Here is a 17,982-nt window from a genome sequence, read left to right as displayed (position 1 = left end):
GATCACACGGCCCAACTGGTTCTGCCCCACTGATTCTGCCCGTCTGAGCCTCATTGTCACTCAGCCTGAGTAAAGTCGGCGCAATGGCCCTACAGGCGCTTTATCGACGGTACCGGCCGGGCTGCTTCGCGGAGCTGCGGGGGCAGGAGCCCGTCGTTCGAGCGCTGCAAAACGCGGTCCAACAGGGGCGGGTCGGCCACGCCTACCTGTTCAGCGGGCCGCGGGGCACCGGCAAGACCAGCACGGCCCGCATCCTGGCCAAGGCCCTCAACTGCACCGACTTGAGCAGCGAGGGCGAGCCCTGTGGCCAGTGCCAGTCGTGCCTGGACATTGCCAACAACGCCTCCTACGACCTCATCGAGTTGGACGCCGCCTCCAACAACAAGGTGGACGATGTCCGCGACCTCATCTCCCGGGTGGCGATGGGCTCTCCCGGCAAGGCCAAGGTGTATGTGCTCGACGAGGTCCACATGCTCACCCCCGGCGCCGAGAACGCCCTGCTGAAGACCCTCGAGGAGCCCCCCGACCATGTGGTGTTCGTGCTGTGCACCACCGAGCCCCACAAAGTGGTGCCCACCATCCGCAGCCGCACCCAGCACTTGGAGTTCAACCTCATCGACGGCGACGTGCTGGCCGACCACGCCCGCTGGGTAGTCGAGCAAGCCGGGCTGGAGGTGGGCGACGATGCCATCGACCATGCCGTACACCGGGGGGCTGGATCGGCCCGGGACACGCTGTCGGCCCTCGACCAGATAGCGGCCGCCGGCGGGGTGGCCGATCGGCTCGACGCTGTGGACGCCGTCATCGACGCCCTGGGCGGCCAGGACTACGGTCCCGCGTTTGTGGCGGTACACGATGCCCTGCGATCGGGACGCGAGCCCCGGATAATCGGAGAGGCAGTTCTCGACCGGCTCCGCAATGCCTTTCTGTCCGCGATGGGCGCCGATCTCAGCCATCTCACCGACGCCCAGCAGGAGAGCGCCCGAGCCACAGCGGCGCTGATCCCTCCGGCCGGGCTCACCCGGGCGCTCGAGTTGTTGGGCACCGCTTTGGTGGACATGCGCCAGGCTCCCGATCCCCGGGTGAACTTGGAGGTGGCCCTAGGACGGCTCACCCGCCGCGATCTGGACACCGACATCGCCGCCCTGTTAGAGCGCGTTGAGCGATTGGAACGCCACGGGCCGCCTGCGTCGGCCGGGGCCTCGGACCGCGACAACCCGGCCCCTGCCGCCGAGACTTCGCCTACGGACCGGCGGACTCCCGGCCCCACCAGCGGACACGAGCGGGCCCGAGCCGCCATCGCCCAGATCCAGGCCAAGCAATCCGAGACCGAGGCGAGTTCGACTGCCCCTGCCGTCCAAGACTCCGAATCCGAAGCTGCCCAATCCCCCGATCGGAGCCCGCGGCCCACATTGGGAGCAGTGCGGGCGGGAACGGCAACTGCCACTCGGACGGCCAACCCCGAGGGCTCCGAGGCCGTTTCAACCTCTGAGACCAGCACTGGCGCCGCAGAGACCGGCGAGCCGCTGCCTTCTCGAGAGGAGATCGTTCTGGCGTGGGGAGACACCATTTTGGCCAGCCTCTCCAACAAGGCCAGAGTTCGATTCCAGGTCGGGCGCTTTTTGGCCAACGACTCCCACAGCGCGGTGTTCGCCTTGCCCAGCCAAATCCAAATCGACCGCTGCGACGAAGTCCGCGAAGCAGTAGACGACGCGCTTCAAGAGCACTTCGGACGGCCAGTGCCGCTGCGCCTGGCCATCGACGACGACAGCACAGCATCGCCTCCTGACCTTCAACCGGTTCCGTCGCGCCCCGCCCACGATGAACCCGAGGCAATCGACCCCGACGAGCTCATGGACGAGGAGACCGTCGCCCAAGAGGCCATCTCCAACCTTATGGCGGCGTTCCCGGACTCTGAGTTGGTCTCCATCGAACCGCCAGCGGCCGCGGTTCAACCAGGCTCTGGGCAGTAGGGCCTAGGCGGTAGGAATCGACGGACCGAGCATGAGCAGCGTCTACACCGCCCCGGTTCAAGTGCTCATCGACGAATTGGGCCGTCTGCCGGGCATAGGCCCGAAATCGGCCCAGCGCATCGCCTTCCATCTTCTGAAGGCGTCCGAGCAAGACGCCTTGAAGCTGGCCGAGGCCATCAAGGAGGCCAAAGCAAGAGTCAGGTTCTGCCAGCGGTGCTTCAACATCAGCGAGCACGCCGAGTGCGAGCTGTGCGCCGACCACCGGCGCGACCCAGCCATTTTGTGCGTGGTGGAAGAGCCCCGCGACATCGTGGCCTTGGAAAAGACCCGAGAATTCCGGGGCCGCTACCACGTGCTCGGCGGCGCCATCAATCCCATCGAGGGCATCGGCCCCGATCAGCTCCGGGTCAAGGAGCTGCTGGCCCGCATCGACGACGAGAACGTGACCGAGGTCATCTGCTGCACCAACCCCAACATCGAGGGCGAGGCCACTGCCATGTACTTGGCCCGGCTCATCGAGCCCCTCGGAGTGGCCGTCACCCGCATCGCCAGTGGTCTTCCGGTGGGCGGCGACCTGGAATACGCCGACGAACTCACCCTCAGCCGGGCTCTGGAGGGACGCCAGCGCATCTCCGCCAGCTGAGCCCTCACGGCCCTAAAGGGCCCTTCATCTCCCTTGAGGTCAGAGCCTCTCCGGCTGAGTCGACTGCCCGTCAAACGCAAGACACCGCCTTAGCGGGCCGGGCGGGGGGCATTGGGAACCGGCACGCATAAGGCGGTGCTTGTTTGTTGCGATTACATTACAAAAATGACGGAACAAAGTCAAGTCATACTGCGTCTGTAACAATCAAACTTGAACCAGCAGGGCGTCTCCCTGGCCACCGCCCCCGCACAAGGCGGCTGCCCCGGTTCCGCCGCCTCGGCGGCGAAGCTCGTGCAACAGGGTGAGCACAATGCGGTTTCCGCTGGCTCCGATGGGATGTCCGAGGGCGATGGCGCCCCCGTTGACGTTCACCACATCGTCTGAAATCCCCAGATCGGCCATCGACGCCACCGCCACTGCGGCGAACGCCTCATTGATCTCGAACAGGTCCACGTCACCCAGGCTCATATCCGACGACTTGAGCGCCTGGAATATGGCCCGAGACGGCTGGGTGAGCAGCGAGGGATCAGGCCCGGCCACCTGCCCGTAGCCCGCATACGTTCCCAGCGGCTCCACGCCGAGCTGCTCGGCCCGCTCCCGGCTGGCCACCACCAGTGCGCTGGCCCCATCCGAGATCTGCGACGCGTTGCCCGCAGTGATGTTGCCCGACTCGGCGAACGCCGGGCGCAGCCGGCCCAGCCCCTCCGCGGTCGCGTCCGGGCGCACCCCCTCGTCGGCCGACACCGATACCGGATCGCCTCGACGCTGGGGCACCTCCACCGCCACCAGCTCGTCGTCGAACAAACCCCCGTCTGCCGCGACCGCAGCTCGCTGGTGCGACTGCGCGGAAAAGGCGTCCTGGGGTTCGCGGTCTAGCCCGCTCGACGCCGCATACTTCTCGGTTCCGGTTCCCATGGCGCATTGGTCGAAGGCGCAGAACAGCCCGTCGTACATCATGGAGTCCACCAGGTCGCCGTCACCCAGGCGATACCCCTCTCGAGCCCGGGTGAGCAAATAGGGCGCCTTGGTCATCGACTCCATCCCCCCGGCCACCACGATCTCGGCATCACCAGCCGAGATCATCTGGTGGGCCAGGTAGACGGTGTTGATCCCCGACAGGCACACCTTGTTCACCGTGGTGGCCGGCACCGTCATGGGAATACCGGCGCCCACCGCCGCCTGGCGCGCCGTGGCCTGGCCTTCTCCGGCCAACAGAACCTGCCCCATGAACACGTAGTCCACCTGTTCCGGGGCCACGCCAGCTCGGTCCAGCGCGGCCCGAATGGCCAATGCCCCCAGCTCCGTGCCCCGAAATGACGCCAGTCCTCCTGACATCTTCCCAATCGGCGTACGGGCCCCGGCCAAGATCACCGTGTTGCTCATTGCTTCCCCTTCATCCGTTCGTTTCCGCTGCCGAACAGGTTACGGTCAGGGCGTCAACCGCCATACCGCTCAACCTGTCGGATACCGATTCACAGGATACGGTCAGGGAGTGCGGATTCACCTGGTCGACGGTACATACGAGCTGTTCCGCTACCACTTCTCGCCTGGCAACCGCGATCCCGAGCATGGAGCGGCCCGGGGAGTGGTCCACAGCATGCTCCAGCTGATCGACGACGGGGCCACCCACGTCGGAATCGCCACCGACCAGGTGATCGAGTCGTTCCGCAACGAATTGTGGCCCGGCTACAAGACCGGCGAGGGAGTGCCCCCGGAGTTGATGGCCCAATTCCCCCTGGTGGAAGAAGCCATGGCCGCGGCTGGATTCTGTGTTTGGCCCATGGTCGAGCACGAGGCCGACGATGCCATGGGGGCTGCGGCCCGCAAGGCTGCCCTCGACCCGGGCGTGGAGCAGGTGCTGATCTGCACCCCCGACAAAGATCTGGCCCAGTGCGTTACCGCCGACGGTCGCATCGTTCAGTACGACCGCCGCCAACAGAAACTCATCGACCACGACGGGGTGGTGGACAAATTCGGAGTGCTCCCCGAGTCCATTCCCGACTATCTGGCCCTGGTCGGCGACACCGCCGACGGCTTTCCCGGACTGCCCGGCTGGGGAGCCCGCTCCACCGCGGCGGTCTTGGCCCACTATCGCCACCTGGAGAACATCCCCGACGCCGTCGGCCAGTGGGAGGTGAGCGTGCGGGGCTCGGCCAAGCTGGCCGCCACCCTGGCCGAGAACCGGGAACTGGCCCTGCTGTTTCGCCGCATCGCCACCATCGTGGACGAGGCTCCCACCTTTGACTCCCTCGACGAGCTGCGCTGGGTCGGCCCCACCCCCGAATTTCCCGAGACAATCGGCAGGCTGGGCGGCGACCACCTTGTGGAGCGGGCGGACAAGTTGAAGGCTCGGATCGAGCAAAGCTGAAAAGATAGACCCGAGATGCGCACCGCGGTCACCGACATGTTCGGCATCGAGTTTCCGATCATGGCCTTCACCCACTGCCGCGACGTGGCCGCCGAGGTGAGCCGGGCCGGCGGGCTGGGAGTGCTGGGGGTCGTCGGGCACAGCGATGAGAATCTGGAAACCGACCTGGCTTGGATCCGGGAACAGGTCGGCGACAGACCCTTCGGCGTCGACCTCATCGTTCCCGCCCGGTACGAGGGCGCCGACCAGGGCGGGCTGGACACCGAGCAAGTGAAGGCGCTCATTCCCGAGGAGCACCAGCAATTTCTCGATGACATGCTCGACCGCTACAACGTGCCTCCGCTGCCCGATGACGACGGTCCGACCCAGAACTGGGGTCCCGCGGCCCCGCTGTCCAGCCGTCGAGCCGATCGCCATCTGGAGATCGCCTTGGCCTACGAGCCCGCCCTGGTGGCCAACGCTCTGGGCCCGCCGCCCCCGGAGATGATCGTGAAGAGCCAGGCCGCTGGGGCCAAGGTGGCGGCCTTGGCGGGCCGAGCCGTCCACGCCGAGCGCCATGTTGCCGCCGGTGTCGATCTCATTGTCGCCCAGGGATACGAAGCCGGCGGCCACACCGGCGAGATTGGCTCCATGGTGCTCATACCCGAGGTGGTGGACGCGGTTGCCCCGGTGCCGGTGCTGGGTGCCGGGGGCATCGGCCGAGGGCGCCAGATGGCTGCGGCCATGGCGTTGGGCGCCCAAGGAGTGTGGTGCGGATCGGTGTGGCTGGCCACAGAGGAAGCCGAGACCACCCCGGCGGTCAAGGAGAAGTTCCTGGCCGCCGCATCATCGGACACCGAGCGATCCCGCACTCTCACAGGAAAGCCAGCCCGGATGCTTCGATCAGCCTGGACCGAAGAGTGGAACCGGGCTGACACTCCCGATCCTCTGCCCATGCCCTTGCAGATCATCTTGACCGGCGAGGCTCGCCGCCGCATCGACCGGGTGTCCCACCATCCCGAAAGCGGCGCCCAGAAGCTGGCCAACTATTTCGTCGGCCAAATCGTCGGCACCATGAACCAAGTCCTCCCCACCCGCCAAGTGGTCTACAACCTCGTCGAAGAGTTCATAGAGGCGGTCCAAACCCTTTCCACACAAATAGAAGATGGTGAATAGGTAGGGGAGGGCCGGCTAGCCCTTATCCGGATAAAGCAGCGCTAAAGCCTCGTCAATCGAACCGGCCCGCTGGATAATCTTCGCTTTATCGGGCTTCACAAATCCGTTCTCGACCAGCCCGGCGTGAAACTCGGTCAGCTGCTTCCAAAACCCGTCTTCGTCCAACAGCACAACCGGCTTGTACCGCCCGTCTTCGTGCAGACCCAACTGCGTCCACGTCGCCGCCTCAAACAACTCTTCCATAGTTCCCAATCCGCCCGGAAGCGCACAAAATCCGTCCGACAGCGAGTACATGAGCTGTTTGCGCTCGTGCATGTCGTTGACCAGGTGGAGCTGGGTCAACCCCTGGTGGGCCACCTCGATCTCGTCCAGAAAGTTGGGTATTACCCCGATCACCTCGCCGCCTGCGGCCATTACTGCGTCGGCCATGACCCCCATGAGCCCGATCCGCCCGCCGCCGAACACAACTCCAATGCCCTCGTCAGCCAACCGCCGCCCCAGATCAGCAGCCAATTCCGCATAACCCGGCTCATTCCCCAGCGACGAGCTGCAAAACACCGCCACCCGCCGGCGCGCTTCCCCAGATTCCATAGTCACAAGAGTGAGGCTACCGACCCGAACCGGATGTAGCCTGTCACGTCAATGGCCGAGCACTCGATGAAGGACCGCCTCAACGACCTAGAACGCCGCAAACACGAGGCCCTCCATGCCGGTCCCCAGCGGGCGGTCGACCGCCAGCACGAGAAGGGCAAAATGCTGGCCCGGGAGCGCATCGAGTACCTGCTCGACGACGGATCCTTCCACGAGCTCGACATGCTGGCCCGCCACCGGGCGCTGGACAGCGGGATCGAGGAGCGGCCCTACACCGACGGAGTGATCACCGGCTGGGGCACCATCGACGGCCGCAAAGTGTTTCTGTTCGCCCAGGACTTCACGGTGTTCGGCGGGGCACTGGGAGAGGTGTTCGCCGAGAAGATCCACAAGGTGATGGACTTGGCCCTGTCGGTGGGCGCGCCCATGATCGGCCTCAACGACGGCGCCGGCGCCCGCATCCAAGAGGGTGTTGTGTCGCTCGACTCCTACGGAGGGATCTTCCACCGCAACGTCAAGTCATCCGGGGTCATACCCCAGATCAGCGTGATCCTCGGACCGTGTGCTGGAGGAGCGGTGTACAGCCCGGCCATGACCGATTTCGTATTCATGGTGGCCGAGAAGTCGCACATGTTCATCACCGGCCCCGACGTGGTGAAGACGGTTACCGGCGAAGAGGTGACCCTTGAGGAACTGGGCGGGGCCCGCTCCCACTCCACCAAGTCGGGCGTGGCCACCTTTGTGGGCCCGACGGAGGAGGATGTCCTCGACGAGGTCCGGTTCCTGATCAGCCACCTGCCGGCCAACAACCTGGAGGAGCCCCCGCAGGTCGCGGCTACCGACGACCCCGAGCGGCTTACCCCTGAGCTGCGCGACATCATGCCCGACAGCCCCAATCTGCCCTACGACATGCGCACGGTGATCCAAGCAGTGGTGGACGACGGGGAGTTCATGGAGTACCACGCCCACTGGGCCCAGTCGATCGTGTGCGGCTTCGCCCGGCTGAACGGCTACACCGTCGGCGTGGTGGGCAACCAGCCCATGGTGCTGGCCGGCGTTCTGGACATCGAGTCGTCGTCCAAAGCAGCCCGATTCGTGCGTACTTGCGACGCCTTCAACATCCCGCTGCTGACCTTCGTGGATGTCCCCGGCTTTCTGCCCGGCGTCGACCAGGAACACGGCGGCATCATTCGCCACGGGGCCAAGTTGCTGTACGCCTACTGCGAGGCCACCGTGCCCCGAATCCAGGTAATCACCCGTAAGGCCTACGGCGGGGCCTACGTGGTGATGGACTCCAAGTCGGTGGGCTCTGATCTCTCCTTCGCCTGGCCGGCTGCCGAATTGGCTGTAATGGGGCCGCAAGGGGCGGTGGAGATCATCTACCGCCGCGAGCTCCAGTCGGCCGCCGATCCAGTTGCCCGGCGAGCCGAGCTGGTGGACGACTACACCGAGCGCTACGCCAACCCCTACATCGCCGCCGAGAGAGGCTACATCGACGATGTGATCGACCCGGCCGACACTCGCCGCCTGGTGATCTCCGGTTTCGAGATGCTTCGCTCCAAGCGCGAGGAGCTGCTGCCCCGAAAGCACGGCGTCATTCCTCTCTAATCTCCACCGTCGGTAAATCACTCTGGCCAGACCCATAAGACCAGCTAGAACAGCCCCATGAGCCTCATCCAGATCACCCCGCAGCCCACTGAATCCGAAGTGGCTGCCATTCTGGCCGCCTACGAGGCTCTCTGGCCCCGTCCAGTAGCAGCAGAGCCATCAGCTCCCGCTGCCCCTCGCTGGCGATTCAGCGGACGCTGGTGGACTGCGCCAGCCGCAACCCGCCGCCAGCGGCAGGCTCTGAAGCGATGACCGCTGATTCCGCTCACCATCGCACGCCCGGAGAGCTGGAAGCCTCCCTCCCCCATATCCGGCAGGCCCCGGCCGACAATGGCACCCTGAAATTGATCGTGCGCCGCCCGGCAGTAGACGAACGAGAGGTGTTGGAGTCTGGGACGCTCAGCCAGGAAGAGGGTCTCGTGGGCGACACTTGGAACCAGCGAGGCTCCTCCAAGACCCCTGACGGGGGTCCACTGCTCGACGCGCAGCTCAACATCATGAACGCCCGGGCCGCGGCCGCGGTGGCCGGGCCTATCGAACGTTGGGCCCTCGCGGGCGATCAGCTCTACATCGATCTCGACATCAGCATCGAGACCCTGCCGCCGGGCACCCGCCTCGCCCTGGGTGAAGCGGTCATCGAGGTCACCGCCGAACCCCACACCGGCTGTGGCAAATTCTCGTCTCGGTTCGGCCTCGACGCCCTGCGGTTCGTCAACTCCCCCACCGGCCGCGCCCTCAATCTCCGTGGCATCAACGCCCGAGTCATCCACCCCGGCCCCATCCACACCGGCGACACGGTCACCCGCCTGCCCTAACCCTCTAACCAAACAAGAGGAGCTGGTACCCAACTTAGGCAGGCTGGGGGGTGGCGCCGGAGGCGGACTTGGCGCACGCGAAGCACGCCAAGCCGCCGTAGAGCGACAGGACCCGCCAGCCTGCCGGGGGATTATCGAGGCCAAGGAGCTGACGGCTGCTTAATTGCCAATTTCAACCGAGCCAAGTACTCGCTCCGAGCAATCTCCACCGCCCCCAGGCTCACCATGTGCTCCGTCGCCCACTGCACATCCAGCAGCCGGGAAACACCGCCGTGATTCAACCTCCCCACCAGAGAAACCAGCGCCACCTTGGACGCGTCCCGGTCGACGTGGAACATCGATTCTCCGGCGAACAGCCCACCAATCGACACCCCGTAGAGCCCCCCCACCAGCTCCCCGTCCTCCGACCACGCCTCCACACTGTGGGCCCATCCCAAGCGGTGCAGCCGCACATAGGCATCCCGGATGTCTGGCGATATCCATCCGTGGGGTCGCTCGATGGTGCGACAAGCGTCGATTACGTCGCCGAAGGCGACGTCGGCAGTGATCCGGTAGCGACGCAGCGAGCGGCGCAGCGAGCGGGTGATCCGCAATTCGTCGAGCGGTATCACCCCGCGGGGATCGGGCGACCACCAGCCCAGCTTGTCGGTGCGCCCCAGTGGCATGGGGAACAACCCGGATTGGTAGGCCGCCAGAAGGGTGCCGGGCGCCAGATCGGCGCCCACTGCCACTAGCCCGTGCTCGTCGGCCGTCTCCGCGGGCGGAAACTCCCACTGGCTGGGCTCGGGGACAAGCCTCACCCCAATACTCTGCCCCACCCAGCGAGGCCGGAGTGGGGGGTTAGCCGGATTCTTCGATGGTTACCGAGTTGACGATCACCTGGGGCTCCGGCGCCCCTCCCAGACGGTTGCCGGGCTGGTCAACGTGGCTGGCCAGGATGGCCTCGGCCACCCCCAAGCCCTCGGCGTCCATCTGGCCGAACACCACGTAGGTGCCCTGATTGTTGAGCAGGGCGGTGTTCTCGTTGACCGCGAAGAAGAACTGGGCGCTGGCGCTGTTGGGCGCCGCGGTGCGGGCCATCACGATCTGACCCGGCTCATAGGTGAAACCGGCGCCTTCATCTGGAATGGTGTAACCCGGCCCGGGGTCCGACGGCGAGTTGGTGTGCGGCGCCCCGCCCTGGATGATGCCAATGCCGGGGTCGGTGCGGAACAACAGGGTGTTGTCGTAGTAGTGATACCGGGCTAACACCGCAAAGTTGTTCGCCGTGATCGGCGTGTTGGCCATATCGAGGGCGATTCGCATCTCCCCTGCGGTGGTATCGAACACCGCGGTGTACTGCTTGGACGCGTCCAAGCACATGGGCTGAGGGCCGTCGAAGTCGAGGACCTGTGGTCCTGATCCGTCAGCTGGTGGACATCCGCTCAAGTCAATGCTCCCTTCAGGAGATGGGTCGGTGGATTGAATGGAAATGGAGTTGACGATGACCGACTCCGACGGCCGCCCCCCAAAGGCGGTGTCGGGGTCGTCCACATGAAGGACCAGGGCTTCGAGGACCACGGCCAAGCTGCCGTCGGAAATCTGCCCCAGGCTGGTGAGCCCCGACACCGGTTGGGACGGCAGGAAATCGTCGTAGGCCAACAAGAGGAACTGTCCGGTCGAAGCTCCTTCGCCCGACCACAGCAACTGGCCCTGCCGATACTCATCGGGCTCACTTGCAGTCACCGTGAAACCCGGCCCGGGATCGTCGGCATTGTTGGTGTGGGGCGACCCGCCCTGGATGTAGCCGCCGCTGGGATCTGAGTAGAAAATGGCAGTTCCGTCGTAGTAGCCGTAGCCAGCCAACGCCGCAAATGCGTTTACCGCCTCAGGGTTGGCCTCTTGGTCAAGCGCCACCCTGATCTGTCCCAGGCTGGTGTCGAATACGGCGGAGTAGCTGAGGTTGGGATCGAGGCATTGAGCTGGGGCCGATTCAAACGAGGTCACTCGGAATGCCGGGCCCGCCAGATCGGGGCAAGGTGTGACTTCACCGGTCAACTCCCCGCCGGGCTTCGGTGGTGGGGGTAGATCGGGGAAGCCGCCGGTGACCGGCGCGGCGTCGGCGCCATCGCCTTCAGTCGTATCGCTGACCGCAACGTCCCCGCCGGTGTCGTCGCTGCCGTTGCCTCTTGTCGAGTACCACCACACGATCACCACCGCCACCACGATCACCGCAGTGATCAGGGCCACCCGCACGCCCCTAGAGCGGATTCGTCCGCGGGTTTCGGTTACCTTGGCCCGCTGCTGCGCAACCTGCCTGCGCGCCCGCTGACGCTGCCTTTTGTCGGTGGCCATCGCCTGAAATCTACGATGGCAACTGCCCAAGTGCATATCAGCACAAGAAACTCGGATAACAACCACAAAAGTGCCCATAAGTGGCCGGTAGCGTTTGGGCGTGGCCTTGGTGGTTCAGAAGTTCGGCGGCACGTCGGTAGCCAATGCCGACCGAATCCGCGAGGTAGCCGACCATGTGCGTCGGTGCCGGGATCGCGGCGATGGCGTCGTGTTGGTGATCAGCGCCATGGGCAAGGAAACCGATGAGCTGCTGTCGCTGGCTTCGGCGGTGTCCACCACCCAGCCGGGTCGGGAGCTGGACATGCTCATCACTGCCGGAGAGCGCAAAGCGTGCGCTTTGGTGTGCATGGCCCTTCACGACCTCGGCGTGCCGGCCGACTCCTTCACCGGCAGCCAGGCCGGGTTTATTACCGACACCAATCACGGGAACGCCAAGATCCTGGACATCACCCCCGACCGCGTTCAGGCCGCGCTGGACGCCAATCGGGTGCCGGTGGTGGCCGGATCGCAGGGGGTCAGCACCGAGAACGACGTGACGTTTCTTGGCCGTGGAGGATCCGACACCACGGCGGTGGCACTCGCCCACACCCTCGGGGCCGATGCCTGCGAGCTCTATACCGACGTGCCCGGGGTGTTCACCACCGATCCCCGGGTGTGCCCCGATGCCCGCAAGCTGGGCTCCATCTCATTTGACGAGCTTCTGGAGATGACTGCGGTGGGCTGTCCCAAGCCGGCCATGCGCTCGGTGGAAGTCGCCCAGAACTATGGAGTCAAGCTGCACATTCGATCCGCATTCACCTGGGAGCAGGGCACTTGGGTGGTCAAGGAGGAGTCTTCCATGGAGCAACCCATCATCCGGTCGGTCACCCCCGACACGTCGGAGGCGAAGATCACTGTCACCGGCGTGGCCGATAGGCCGGGGGTGGCCGCCACCATGTTCCGCAAGCTGGCCGACGCCGGCGTGAATGTGGACATGATCGTGCAGAACGCCTCCGAGCACGGCGTCACCGATATCTCGTTCACGGTTCCCGACGAGGATGCCGACACGGCGGCTGAGCTGACCAAGACGGTGGCCGATGACATCGGGGCGACTGGCGTGACTGCTGATCGCAAGATCGCCCGGGTCAGCTTGGTGGGGGCGGGAATGAAGTCTCATCCCGGCGTGGCCGCCACCATGTTCGAGACGCTGGCCCGGGAGAAGATCAACATAGAGATGATCTCCACCTCTCCCATCCGGATCAGTTGTGTCATCCGCCAAGACCAAACCGATGCGGCTGTTTCTGCGCTGCACGAGGCCTTTGCCCTCTCCCGTTAACGACCGCGGATTTCTGCCTTGTCGGCAGTAGGATTTTCGCCGTGCTGCTTGCCTCTCCCCTCATCTGCGGACATGCCTTTGAGATTCCGAACGGAGGATTGTCAACGTGAGAGTTGCCATTGTCGGGGCCACCGGCCAGGTCGGCGGGGTGATGCGCCGTCTGTTGGACGAGCGCCATTTCCCGGTTGACGAGCTGCGGCTTTTGGCTTCGGCCCGCTCAGCGGGACGCACCATGTTGTGGCGAGATCAAGAGCTGGTCGTTGAAGATGCCGCCACTGCCGAGTACCGCGGCGTGGATATAGCCCTGTTCTCCGCTGGAGGTGGTATCTCTCGGGAGCTGGCTCCTCAGGTGGCTGAAGCCGGAGCCACGGTGATCGACAATTCCTCAGCCTGGCGCATGGACCCCGATGTGCCCCTAGTGGTGCCGGAGGTCAATGCCCACGCCCTGGCTGAGATTCCCAAGGGGATCGTGGCCAATCCCAACTGCACCACCATGGTGGCCATGCCGGTGCTCAAGCCACTGGCCGTCGAAGCCGGACTAAGACGCATGGTGATCTCGTCGTATCAGGCGGTTTCGGGGGGCGGATTGGCCGGAGTGGCCGAGCTAGACGAGCAGGTGCGCAAGGTGGCTGACGACGCCATCGGGTTGACTCACGACGGCCAGGCCGTCTCTTTCCCGGCACCATCGGTTTTCGCCGCACCCATAGCCTTCAACGTGGTTCCCGAGTGCGGGTCCTGGATCGATGACGACTCGGGGGAAACCTCTGAGGAGCGCAAGTTGGTCGACGAGAGCCGCAAGATTTTGGAACTGCCCGATCTAGCAGTGAGCGCCACGTGCGTGCGAGTGCCGGTATTTGCCGGCCACTGCCTAGCCATCAACGCCGAGTTCGATCGCCCCCTGAGCCCCGAGCGGGCCACCGAGCTGCTGGCAAGCGCCCCTGGCGTCGTGGTCGACGATGTTCCCACGCCCCTGGCCGCCGCAGGCATCGACCCCACCATGGTTGGCCGCATCCGCATCGACCGCACCGTCCCCCATGGCCTATCTCTCTTCGTCGCCGGCGACAACCTCCGCAAAGGCGCCGCCCTCAACGCCATCCAAATAGCGGAAGCGCTCCTTCCCCGCTAGCGCGGTGGATTGTCCCTGTACCTCAACGCCGCCTCTTCCAAACTGAGATCTAACTGATTGGCCAACGACGCCAACCAAGCCAGCACATCACCTAACTCGTGCAGCCGCTCCACATCATCACCCTTTCGCACTGCCTGGGCCAGCTCCCCCAACTCCTCGCACAGCCAGGCCACCGTTGCCGGGATGCCCCGCTCCCGATCCTGGGGACCGTATAGGTCGTCCATGAGCTGTTGAAAGGCCGCAATCTCCACTGCGGCTCTGTTTACTCGATTGGTGGACCGTTCACGGTGACCCGATGCATTAGGCGGCGTCCCTCGGTCCAGTCGGGAACAGCAGCATGCTGCACGGCCCGGTTGTCCCAGATGGTGAGGGTGCCCGGCTCCCACTGCACCCGGCACTGGAATTGGACACTGGCGATGTGATTCCACAGGAAATCCAAGAGCCAGCGGCTCTCCGCTGGGTCCATTCCCTCGATGGCCACGGTGAACTGCGAGTTCACGTAAATTCCTCGACGCCCGTTGTAAGCGTGGGTGTGCACCACCGGATGCGAATTCTCCACATCGGGGTGTTCGTGGCGGGGCTTGTCCCAGTGTCGCTTGTAGGTGCCCTTCGGCCCGAAAGTGGCGGTGCTGGAGTGAACCGCTCGTAACACCTCCAGGCGTTGCTGCCACTCCGGTGACAACGCCTCGTAAGCCGCCTGAGTATGGGTGAAGAGGGTGTCACCACCCACCGGGGGCACTTCCAAGGCGTACAGAAACGACGCCATTGGAGGAGCAACCTCAAATGTCGCGTCCGCGTGCCACTTCAGCACCTTGGTCATCTTCGTGGTGTCCAAGATGAGGATCTCAGGATGCTCGGCCATGTTCACTGCGAACGGGTGGGTATGCAGCGGTCCGAAGAACTCGCCGATCGCCTTGTGCTGAACAGGGGTGAGGTCCTGATCTCGGAAGGCGATCACCCCATAGGTGAATAGCAGATCCCGCAGCCGCTCCTGCCAAGCCTGGTCGTTCAAGTGCTGAGCCAGATCGACGCCCTCCACATAGGCCCCGATGACTCCGGTTATCGGTGTGACTCTCAGATCTTCGGTAACTGTCATCAAGGCCATGTAATCAACTCCACGCAGTTGCCCACCTCTACCGTAGTCCTACCCTTGCGTCAGAGGCGATAGCCGCCATCCACGCTGATCACCTGTCCGGTGATACCCCCGCCCGCTTCGGAGGCCAACAGCACAGCCATAGGAGCCAGTTCCTCAGGCTCGAGAATCCGGCGTTGGGCACTTTCGGCATGGGCGTCGGCTTCGGCTTGGGCGGCGGTGATTCCCTTGGCCGCGGCCAAGCGCTCGAAGTCCACCAATGCGGTGTTGGTCCACCCCGGACAGAGGCAGTTCACTGTGATCCCGTAGGGCGCTGCCGCCATCGCCAGTTGCTTGGTCAAGCCCACTAGGCCGTGTTTGGCCGCGGTGTAGCCCACGCTGGCCGCCGCCCGCTTGGAGGCACCTGAGCCGATGTTGATGATGCGGCCATAGCCCTGCTCTCGCATAGGGGCAAGCGCTTCCTGGCTGGTCCAGAAGGCCGAAATGAGGTTCAGCCGCAGCGTGGCCATGAACGGCTCCGCTCTCCCCGAGAAGGGATCGTGATTTCCTCCCGAAGAGCCCCCCACGTTGTTCACCAGCACATCGACTCGCCCGAACTCGGCCACCGCCGCCCGCACCGGTGACCGGGCCTGGTCTTCATCAGCGGCATCGGCCACTACCGCCAACCCTGTAGCACCGACGGCGGCGACCTCATTCACGACTGAATCAAGCTGCTGTCGAGTTCGCGACGACACCACCACCGTCGCCCCCTGCTGGGCCATTCCCAGCGCTATAGCCCGCCCGATACCCCGACCACCGCCGGTCACCACTGCGACACGGTCTTCTAAGGCAGATTGCCCAGCCTCTTGCATGCTGGGCAATCTACAAGTTCACCTGGCTCGCGGCGGTCACAATGAGCTAGCTGTCGTCACACCCGTTTGCCTCGGTTTCGGTTGTGGCATCGCCCTCGTCAGACCATGGGGTACGCAGATCGTCGTATTCGACCTGCACAATCACCCAATACTGGAGGCCGCATTCCACATCATCGATTGTGACTGAATTGGTGGTAACTGTGCCCGGGTGGGTGAACCAGGAACCCGTGTCGCGGAAGAAGGGATCCTGGTACTGCACCTTGTAGCCGTCCGCATCGGTCACCGCGGGCCAGGTCACCGTCAGCTGCGGTGCGTCGTTGGCATCCAGACTCGCCGTCACCGTGGTGATCCAGCTGGATGGGATCGTGACCGCTTCGGCAATGTCGGACCAATCGCCGTAGGTATTGTCGCTGGTAACGGAGCATGTGTCGTTGTCGGCCACTCCTCGAACCTGGAATTCATAAACGGAGTTGGCATCCAGACCAGTTACCGTTCTGCTGTCCGCTACTGCCTCAAGTGACACCGGTCCGTCGAAGCTCGTTCCAAAGATCGATTGGTAACTGGTCCTGAGTTGGTCTTTCTCGTCGTCGGTCGCCTCGTCCCACACATTTTGGAAGAAGATGGCGGCATAGTCCTCTTGGGTGGGACAAGACAGCCGTGATGACCAACTGTTGGTGTCCTTCTTGCGGTATTGCAGCTCAAAGGCATGCGCCCCGCTGGCGTAAGTCCAGTCCACATAAATCGAGCTGCTGGACTCGATGCGCATGAAGGTGATCTCTGGCTTTCCCACGGCATTGCCCGTCTGTCCCACCACAATCTCGGTCCACGGAGTCGCGGTGGTGGCGTTTGCCGCTCGAACCTTGACGTCGTACTTGGTGTTGGCCACAACCTGCGTCAAATTGATCGACAGTTTCTGACCTGACGGGTGGTCGGCCGGTGGGTAGTAGACCGACTGGACGTACACATGGGAGCCCAGCTTCCAGTACTTCCTTCCCTTGAGCATGTCGCTGGAGTCTCTGAGCTCCGCGCCCCACCAAATGTCGTAGCACGCAGATCCGGGCACAGGATCCCACTCCACGGTGAGCTTGCCGCTCGCAGCCGCCAGATTGCCGCCATCGCGTCCGGATACTTCTAGATTCTGCGGCGCTGTGCCGGTATCAAACGTCGCCCGTGTATCCGTGCACTTTGTGGGGTCAGCCAAGGGTTGGGGCTCCTCCGTACTGTCCTCGACCTCGTCGTCGTCTTCATCAACAGGGGTGGCCACCTCGGTAGGCAGCGGCGGCGGTGGTGGTGGCGGCGGCGGTGGCGGTGGTGGTGGTGGTGGCGGCGGCGGAGGCGGCTGGACAGCCGGCACTGGAGGTGGGGGCGGAGACGACTGGCGGTTGTTCACCACGGGCACAGATGCCGTTGGCACGGGCTTCGGCTCCCGGGCATCAACACAGGCGTCGGTGGCTTCAGCAGTCGGCTCTCCGTAGCTCTCAGCCACCTCTCGGCATTCCTGCTCGAAGAACTGATTGAACATGCCCGATTGCTCCTCAGCCAAGCGTTCCAGTGCCCACTGTCGCGCCACGGAGGCTCGCTTTGTGCCGTAAAGAGAGCACACGTCAGCTACACCGTCATCATCGGAGTCATGGCCATAGAGCCGAGGCCCGCCAAAGGTGAAGTTGACGCAGAAATCGCTCCCCGTGATCACTGGACCCGAATAGAACACCGTGGGGTTGGTCGGCAGGGCCGGCACCAGTGGTGGTGCGTCGGATGGACGGAGTTCCTTTGCCCGGTAGGCCGCACAGTCGTCGGTGGCCTCGCTGTTGGGGTCGCCGTAGGTCTGGGCCACGTTCAGGCATTCCAGATCGAACAGTTCGGCAAATCGCCCGAATTGGCGACGAGCCAATCGCTCCATAGCAAGCTGCCGGGCAATGGCCTCCCGCCGGGAACGGGGTAGCGAGCAGATCTCAGCCACACCATCCTTGTCGTGGTCGTACGCAAAAGTTCTTTGGCCGCCCAAGCTGCGATACCAGCAAAGCCCCGGACCGTCTATCACAGGACCGGAATAGAACAACTCTGGATTCTCAGGGGGTGGAAGGGGAGACGGCCGCGGCTCCTGGGCCCA

Annotated in this window: 17 protein-coding genes; 9 read left to right on the top strand and 8 right to left on the bottom strand. The window is 64.4% G+C overall.

The genetic code is table 11. The annotated features are described in order from the left end of the window. The first annotated feature begins 83 nt into the window (after positions 1–83). Positions 84–1,973 carry a DNA polymerase III subunit gamma/tau gene (gene dnaX / locus ACOGXH_RS00745; RefSeq protein ID WP_419927204.1) on the top strand — a complete coding sequence of 630 codons (1,890 nt, stop codon included), beginning with the start codon at positions 84–86 and terminating at the stop codon, positions 1,971–1,973. A gap of 31 nt (positions 1,974–2,004) precedes the next feature. Then, positions 2,005–2,616 carry a recombination mediator RecR gene (gene recR, locus ACOGXH_RS00740; RefSeq protein WP_419927203.1) on the top strand — a complete coding sequence of 204 codons (612 nt, stop codon included), beginning with the start codon at positions 2,005–2,007 and terminating at the stop codon, positions 2,614–2,616. Positions 2,617–2,820: 204 nt separating this feature from the next. Here the strand turns inward: recR and ACOGXH_RS00735 are convergent, their stop codons facing one another. After that, positions 2,821–3,999 (bottom strand): acetyl-CoA C-acetyltransferase, encoded by a 1,179-nt coding sequence (locus ACOGXH_RS00735; RefSeq protein ID WP_419927202.1) that lies wholly within the window; start codon positions 3,997–3,999, stop codon positions 2,821–2,823. Between the two features lie 109 nt (positions 4,000–4,108). Here ACOGXH_RS00735 and ACOGXH_RS00730 point away from each other — a divergent pair, with 109 nt between their 5' ends. Continuing rightward, the gene (locus tag ACOGXH_RS00730) at positions 4,109–4,984 is read left to right on the top strand and encodes a 5'-3' exonuclease (protein WP_419927201.1); all 876 of its coding nucleotides are present in this window, start codon (positions 4,109–4,111) and stop codon (positions 4,982–4,984) included. Between the two features lie 15 nt (positions 4,985–4,999). Continuing rightward, the gene (locus ACOGXH_RS00725; RefSeq protein ID WP_419927200.1) at positions 5,000–6,139 is read left to right on the top strand and encodes an NAD(P)H-dependent flavin oxidoreductase; all 1,140 of its coding nucleotides are present in this window, start codon (positions 5,000–5,002) and stop codon (positions 6,137–6,139) included. 15 nt (positions 6,140–6,154) lie between these two features. Here ACOGXH_RS00725 and ACOGXH_RS00720 read toward each other — a convergent pair whose 3' ends face one another. Beyond that, complete coding sequence (locus ACOGXH_RS00720; protein WP_419927199.1) at positions 6,155–6,730, bottom strand: TIGR00730 family Rossman fold protein; 576 nt, start codon at positions 6,728–6,730, stop codon at positions 6,155–6,157. Positions 6,731–6,781: 51 nt separating this feature from the next. On the opposite strand from ACOGXH_RS00720, the gene ACOGXH_RS00715 reads away from it, so the two are divergent. From ACOGXH_RS00715 to ACOGXH_RS00705, 3 genes are read left to right on the top strand one after another with little or no spacing between them, the layout of a single operon-like run. Further along, entirely contained in the window at positions 6,782–8,338 is a 1,557-nt protein-coding gene (locus tag ACOGXH_RS00715) for an acyl-CoA carboxylase subunit beta (protein ID WP_419927198.1), read from the top strand. Positions 8,339–8,395: 57 nt separating this feature from the next. Next, the gene (locus tag ACOGXH_RS00710; RefSeq protein ID WP_419927197.1) at positions 8,396–8,590 is read left to right on the top strand and encodes a hypothetical protein; all 195 of its coding nucleotides are present in this window, start codon (positions 8,396–8,398) and stop codon (positions 8,588–8,590) included. Then, positions 8,587–9,153: an MOSC domain-containing protein gene (locus ACOGXH_RS00705; RefSeq protein WP_419927196.1), complete on the top strand. Its 567-nt coding sequence runs from the start codon at positions 8,587–8,589 to the stop codon at positions 9,151–9,153. The genes ACOGXH_RS00710 and ACOGXH_RS00705 overlap by 4 nt, the downstream gene beginning before the upstream one ends. Positions 9,154–9,284: 131 nt before the next feature. Here ACOGXH_RS00705 and aat read toward each other — a convergent pair whose 3' ends face one another. Then, positions 9,285–9,953, bottom strand: a complete 669-nt coding sequence (gene aat / locus ACOGXH_RS00700; RefSeq protein WP_419927195.1) for a leucyl/phenylalanyl-tRNA--protein transferase — start codon at positions 9,951–9,953, stop codon at positions 9,285–9,287. A gap of 40 nt (positions 9,954–9,993) precedes the next feature. Then, positions 9,994–11,382 (bottom strand): peptidylprolyl isomerase, encoded by a 1,389-nt coding sequence (locus ACOGXH_RS00695; RefSeq protein ID WP_419927194.1) that lies wholly within the window; start codon positions 11,380–11,382, stop codon positions 9,994–9,996. 205 nt (positions 11,383–11,587) lie between these two features. Between ACOGXH_RS00695 and ACOGXH_RS00690 the strand changes: the two genes are divergently transcribed. After that, the gene (locus ACOGXH_RS00690; protein WP_419927193.1) at positions 11,588–12,802 is read left to right on the top strand and encodes an aspartate kinase; all 1,215 of its coding nucleotides are present in this window, start codon (positions 11,588–11,590) and stop codon (positions 12,800–12,802) included. 106 nt (positions 12,803–12,908) lie between these two features. Then, positions 12,909–13,928 carry an aspartate-semialdehyde dehydrogenase gene (locus ACOGXH_RS00685; RefSeq protein ID WP_419927192.1) on the top strand — a complete coding sequence of 340 codons (1,020 nt, stop codon included), beginning with the start codon at positions 12,909–12,911 and terminating at the stop codon, positions 13,926–13,928. Here the strand turns inward: ACOGXH_RS00685 and ACOGXH_RS00680 are convergent. From ACOGXH_RS00680 to ACOGXH_RS00665, 4 genes are read right to left on the bottom strand one after another with little or no spacing between them, the layout of a single operon-like run. After that, the gene (locus tag ACOGXH_RS00680; protein WP_419927191.1) at positions 13,925–14,179 is read right to left on the bottom strand and encodes a MazG nucleotide pyrophosphohydrolase domain-containing protein; all 255 of its coding nucleotides are present in this window, start codon (positions 14,177–14,179) and stop codon (positions 13,925–13,927) included. The two genes, ACOGXH_RS00685 and ACOGXH_RS00680, sit on opposite strands and share 4 nt — an antisense overlap. A gap of 11 nt (positions 14,180–14,190) precedes the next feature. Continuing rightward, the gene (locus tag ACOGXH_RS00675; RefSeq protein WP_419927190.1) at positions 14,191–15,033 is read right to left on the bottom strand and encodes a TauD/TfdA dioxygenase family protein; all 843 of its coding nucleotides are present in this window, start codon (positions 15,031–15,033) and stop codon (positions 14,191–14,193) included. Between the two features lie 50 nt (positions 15,034–15,083). After that, on the bottom strand, positions 15,084–15,872 hold the full coding sequence (locus ACOGXH_RS00670; RefSeq protein ID WP_419927189.1) for an SDR family NAD(P)-dependent oxidoreductase: 789 nt from the start codon (positions 15,870–15,872) through the stop codon (positions 15,084–15,086). Between the two features lie 46 nt (positions 15,873–15,918). Next, the gene (locus ACOGXH_RS00665; RefSeq protein WP_419927188.1) at positions 15,919–17,832 is read right to left on the bottom strand and encodes a fibronectin type III domain-containing protein; all 1,914 of its coding nucleotides are present in this window, start codon (positions 17,830–17,832) and stop codon (positions 15,919–15,921) included. Positions 17,833–17,982: the final 150 nt, after the last annotated feature.

It is taken from the genome of Candidatus Poriferisocius sp. (assembly GCF_965208355.1).
Lineage (GTDB): Bacteria > Actinomycetota > Acidimicrobiia > Acidimicrobiales > Bin134 > Poriferisocius.
The sequence above is the reverse complement of the archived record's forward strand: the minus strand, read 5'-3'. Positions and strand labels throughout refer to the sequence as shown.

What these genes read in the sequence shown, in the direction of transcription:
- dnaX (WP_419927204.1), top strand. Translation starts at nt 84, where the DNA reads ATGGCCCTACAGGCGCTTTATCGACGGTACCGGCCGGGCTGCTTCGCG.
- recR (WP_419927203.1), top strand. Translation starts at nt 2,005, where the DNA reads ATGAGCAGCGTCTACACCGCCCCGGTTCAAGTGCTCATCGACGAATTG.
- ACOGXH_RS00735 (WP_419927202.1), bottom strand. Translation starts at nt 3,999, where the DNA reads ATGAGCAACACGGTGATCTTGGCCGGGGCCCGTACGCCGATTGGGAAG.
- ACOGXH_RS00725 (WP_419927200.1), top strand. Translation starts at nt 5,000, where the DNA reads ATGCGCACCGCGGTCACCGACATGTTCGGCATCGAGTTTCCGATCATG.
- ACOGXH_RS00720 (WP_419927199.1), bottom strand. Translation starts at nt 6,730, where the DNA reads ATGGAATCTGGGGAAGCGCGCCGGCGGGTGGCGGTGTTTTGCAGCTCG.
- ACOGXH_RS00715 (WP_419927198.1), top strand. Translation starts at nt 6,782, where the DNA reads ATGGCCGAGCACTCGATGAAGGACCGCCTCAACGACCTAGAACGCCGC.
- ACOGXH_RS00710 (WP_419927197.1), top strand. Translation starts at nt 8,396, where the DNA reads ATGAGCCTCATCCAGATCACCCCGCAGCCCACTGAATCCGAAGTGGCT.
- ACOGXH_RS00705 (WP_419927196.1), top strand. Translation starts at nt 8,587, where the DNA reads ATGACCGCTGATTCCGCTCACCATCGCACGCCCGGAGAGCTGGAAGCC.
- ACOGXH_RS00675 (WP_419927190.1), bottom strand. Translation starts at nt 15,033, where the DNA reads ATGGCCTTGATGACAGTTACCGAAGATCTGAGAGTCACACCGATAACC.
- ACOGXH_RS00670 (WP_419927189.1), bottom strand. Translation starts at nt 15,872, where the DNA reads ATGCAAGAGGCTGGGCAATCTGCCTTAGAAGACCGTGTCGCAGTGGTG.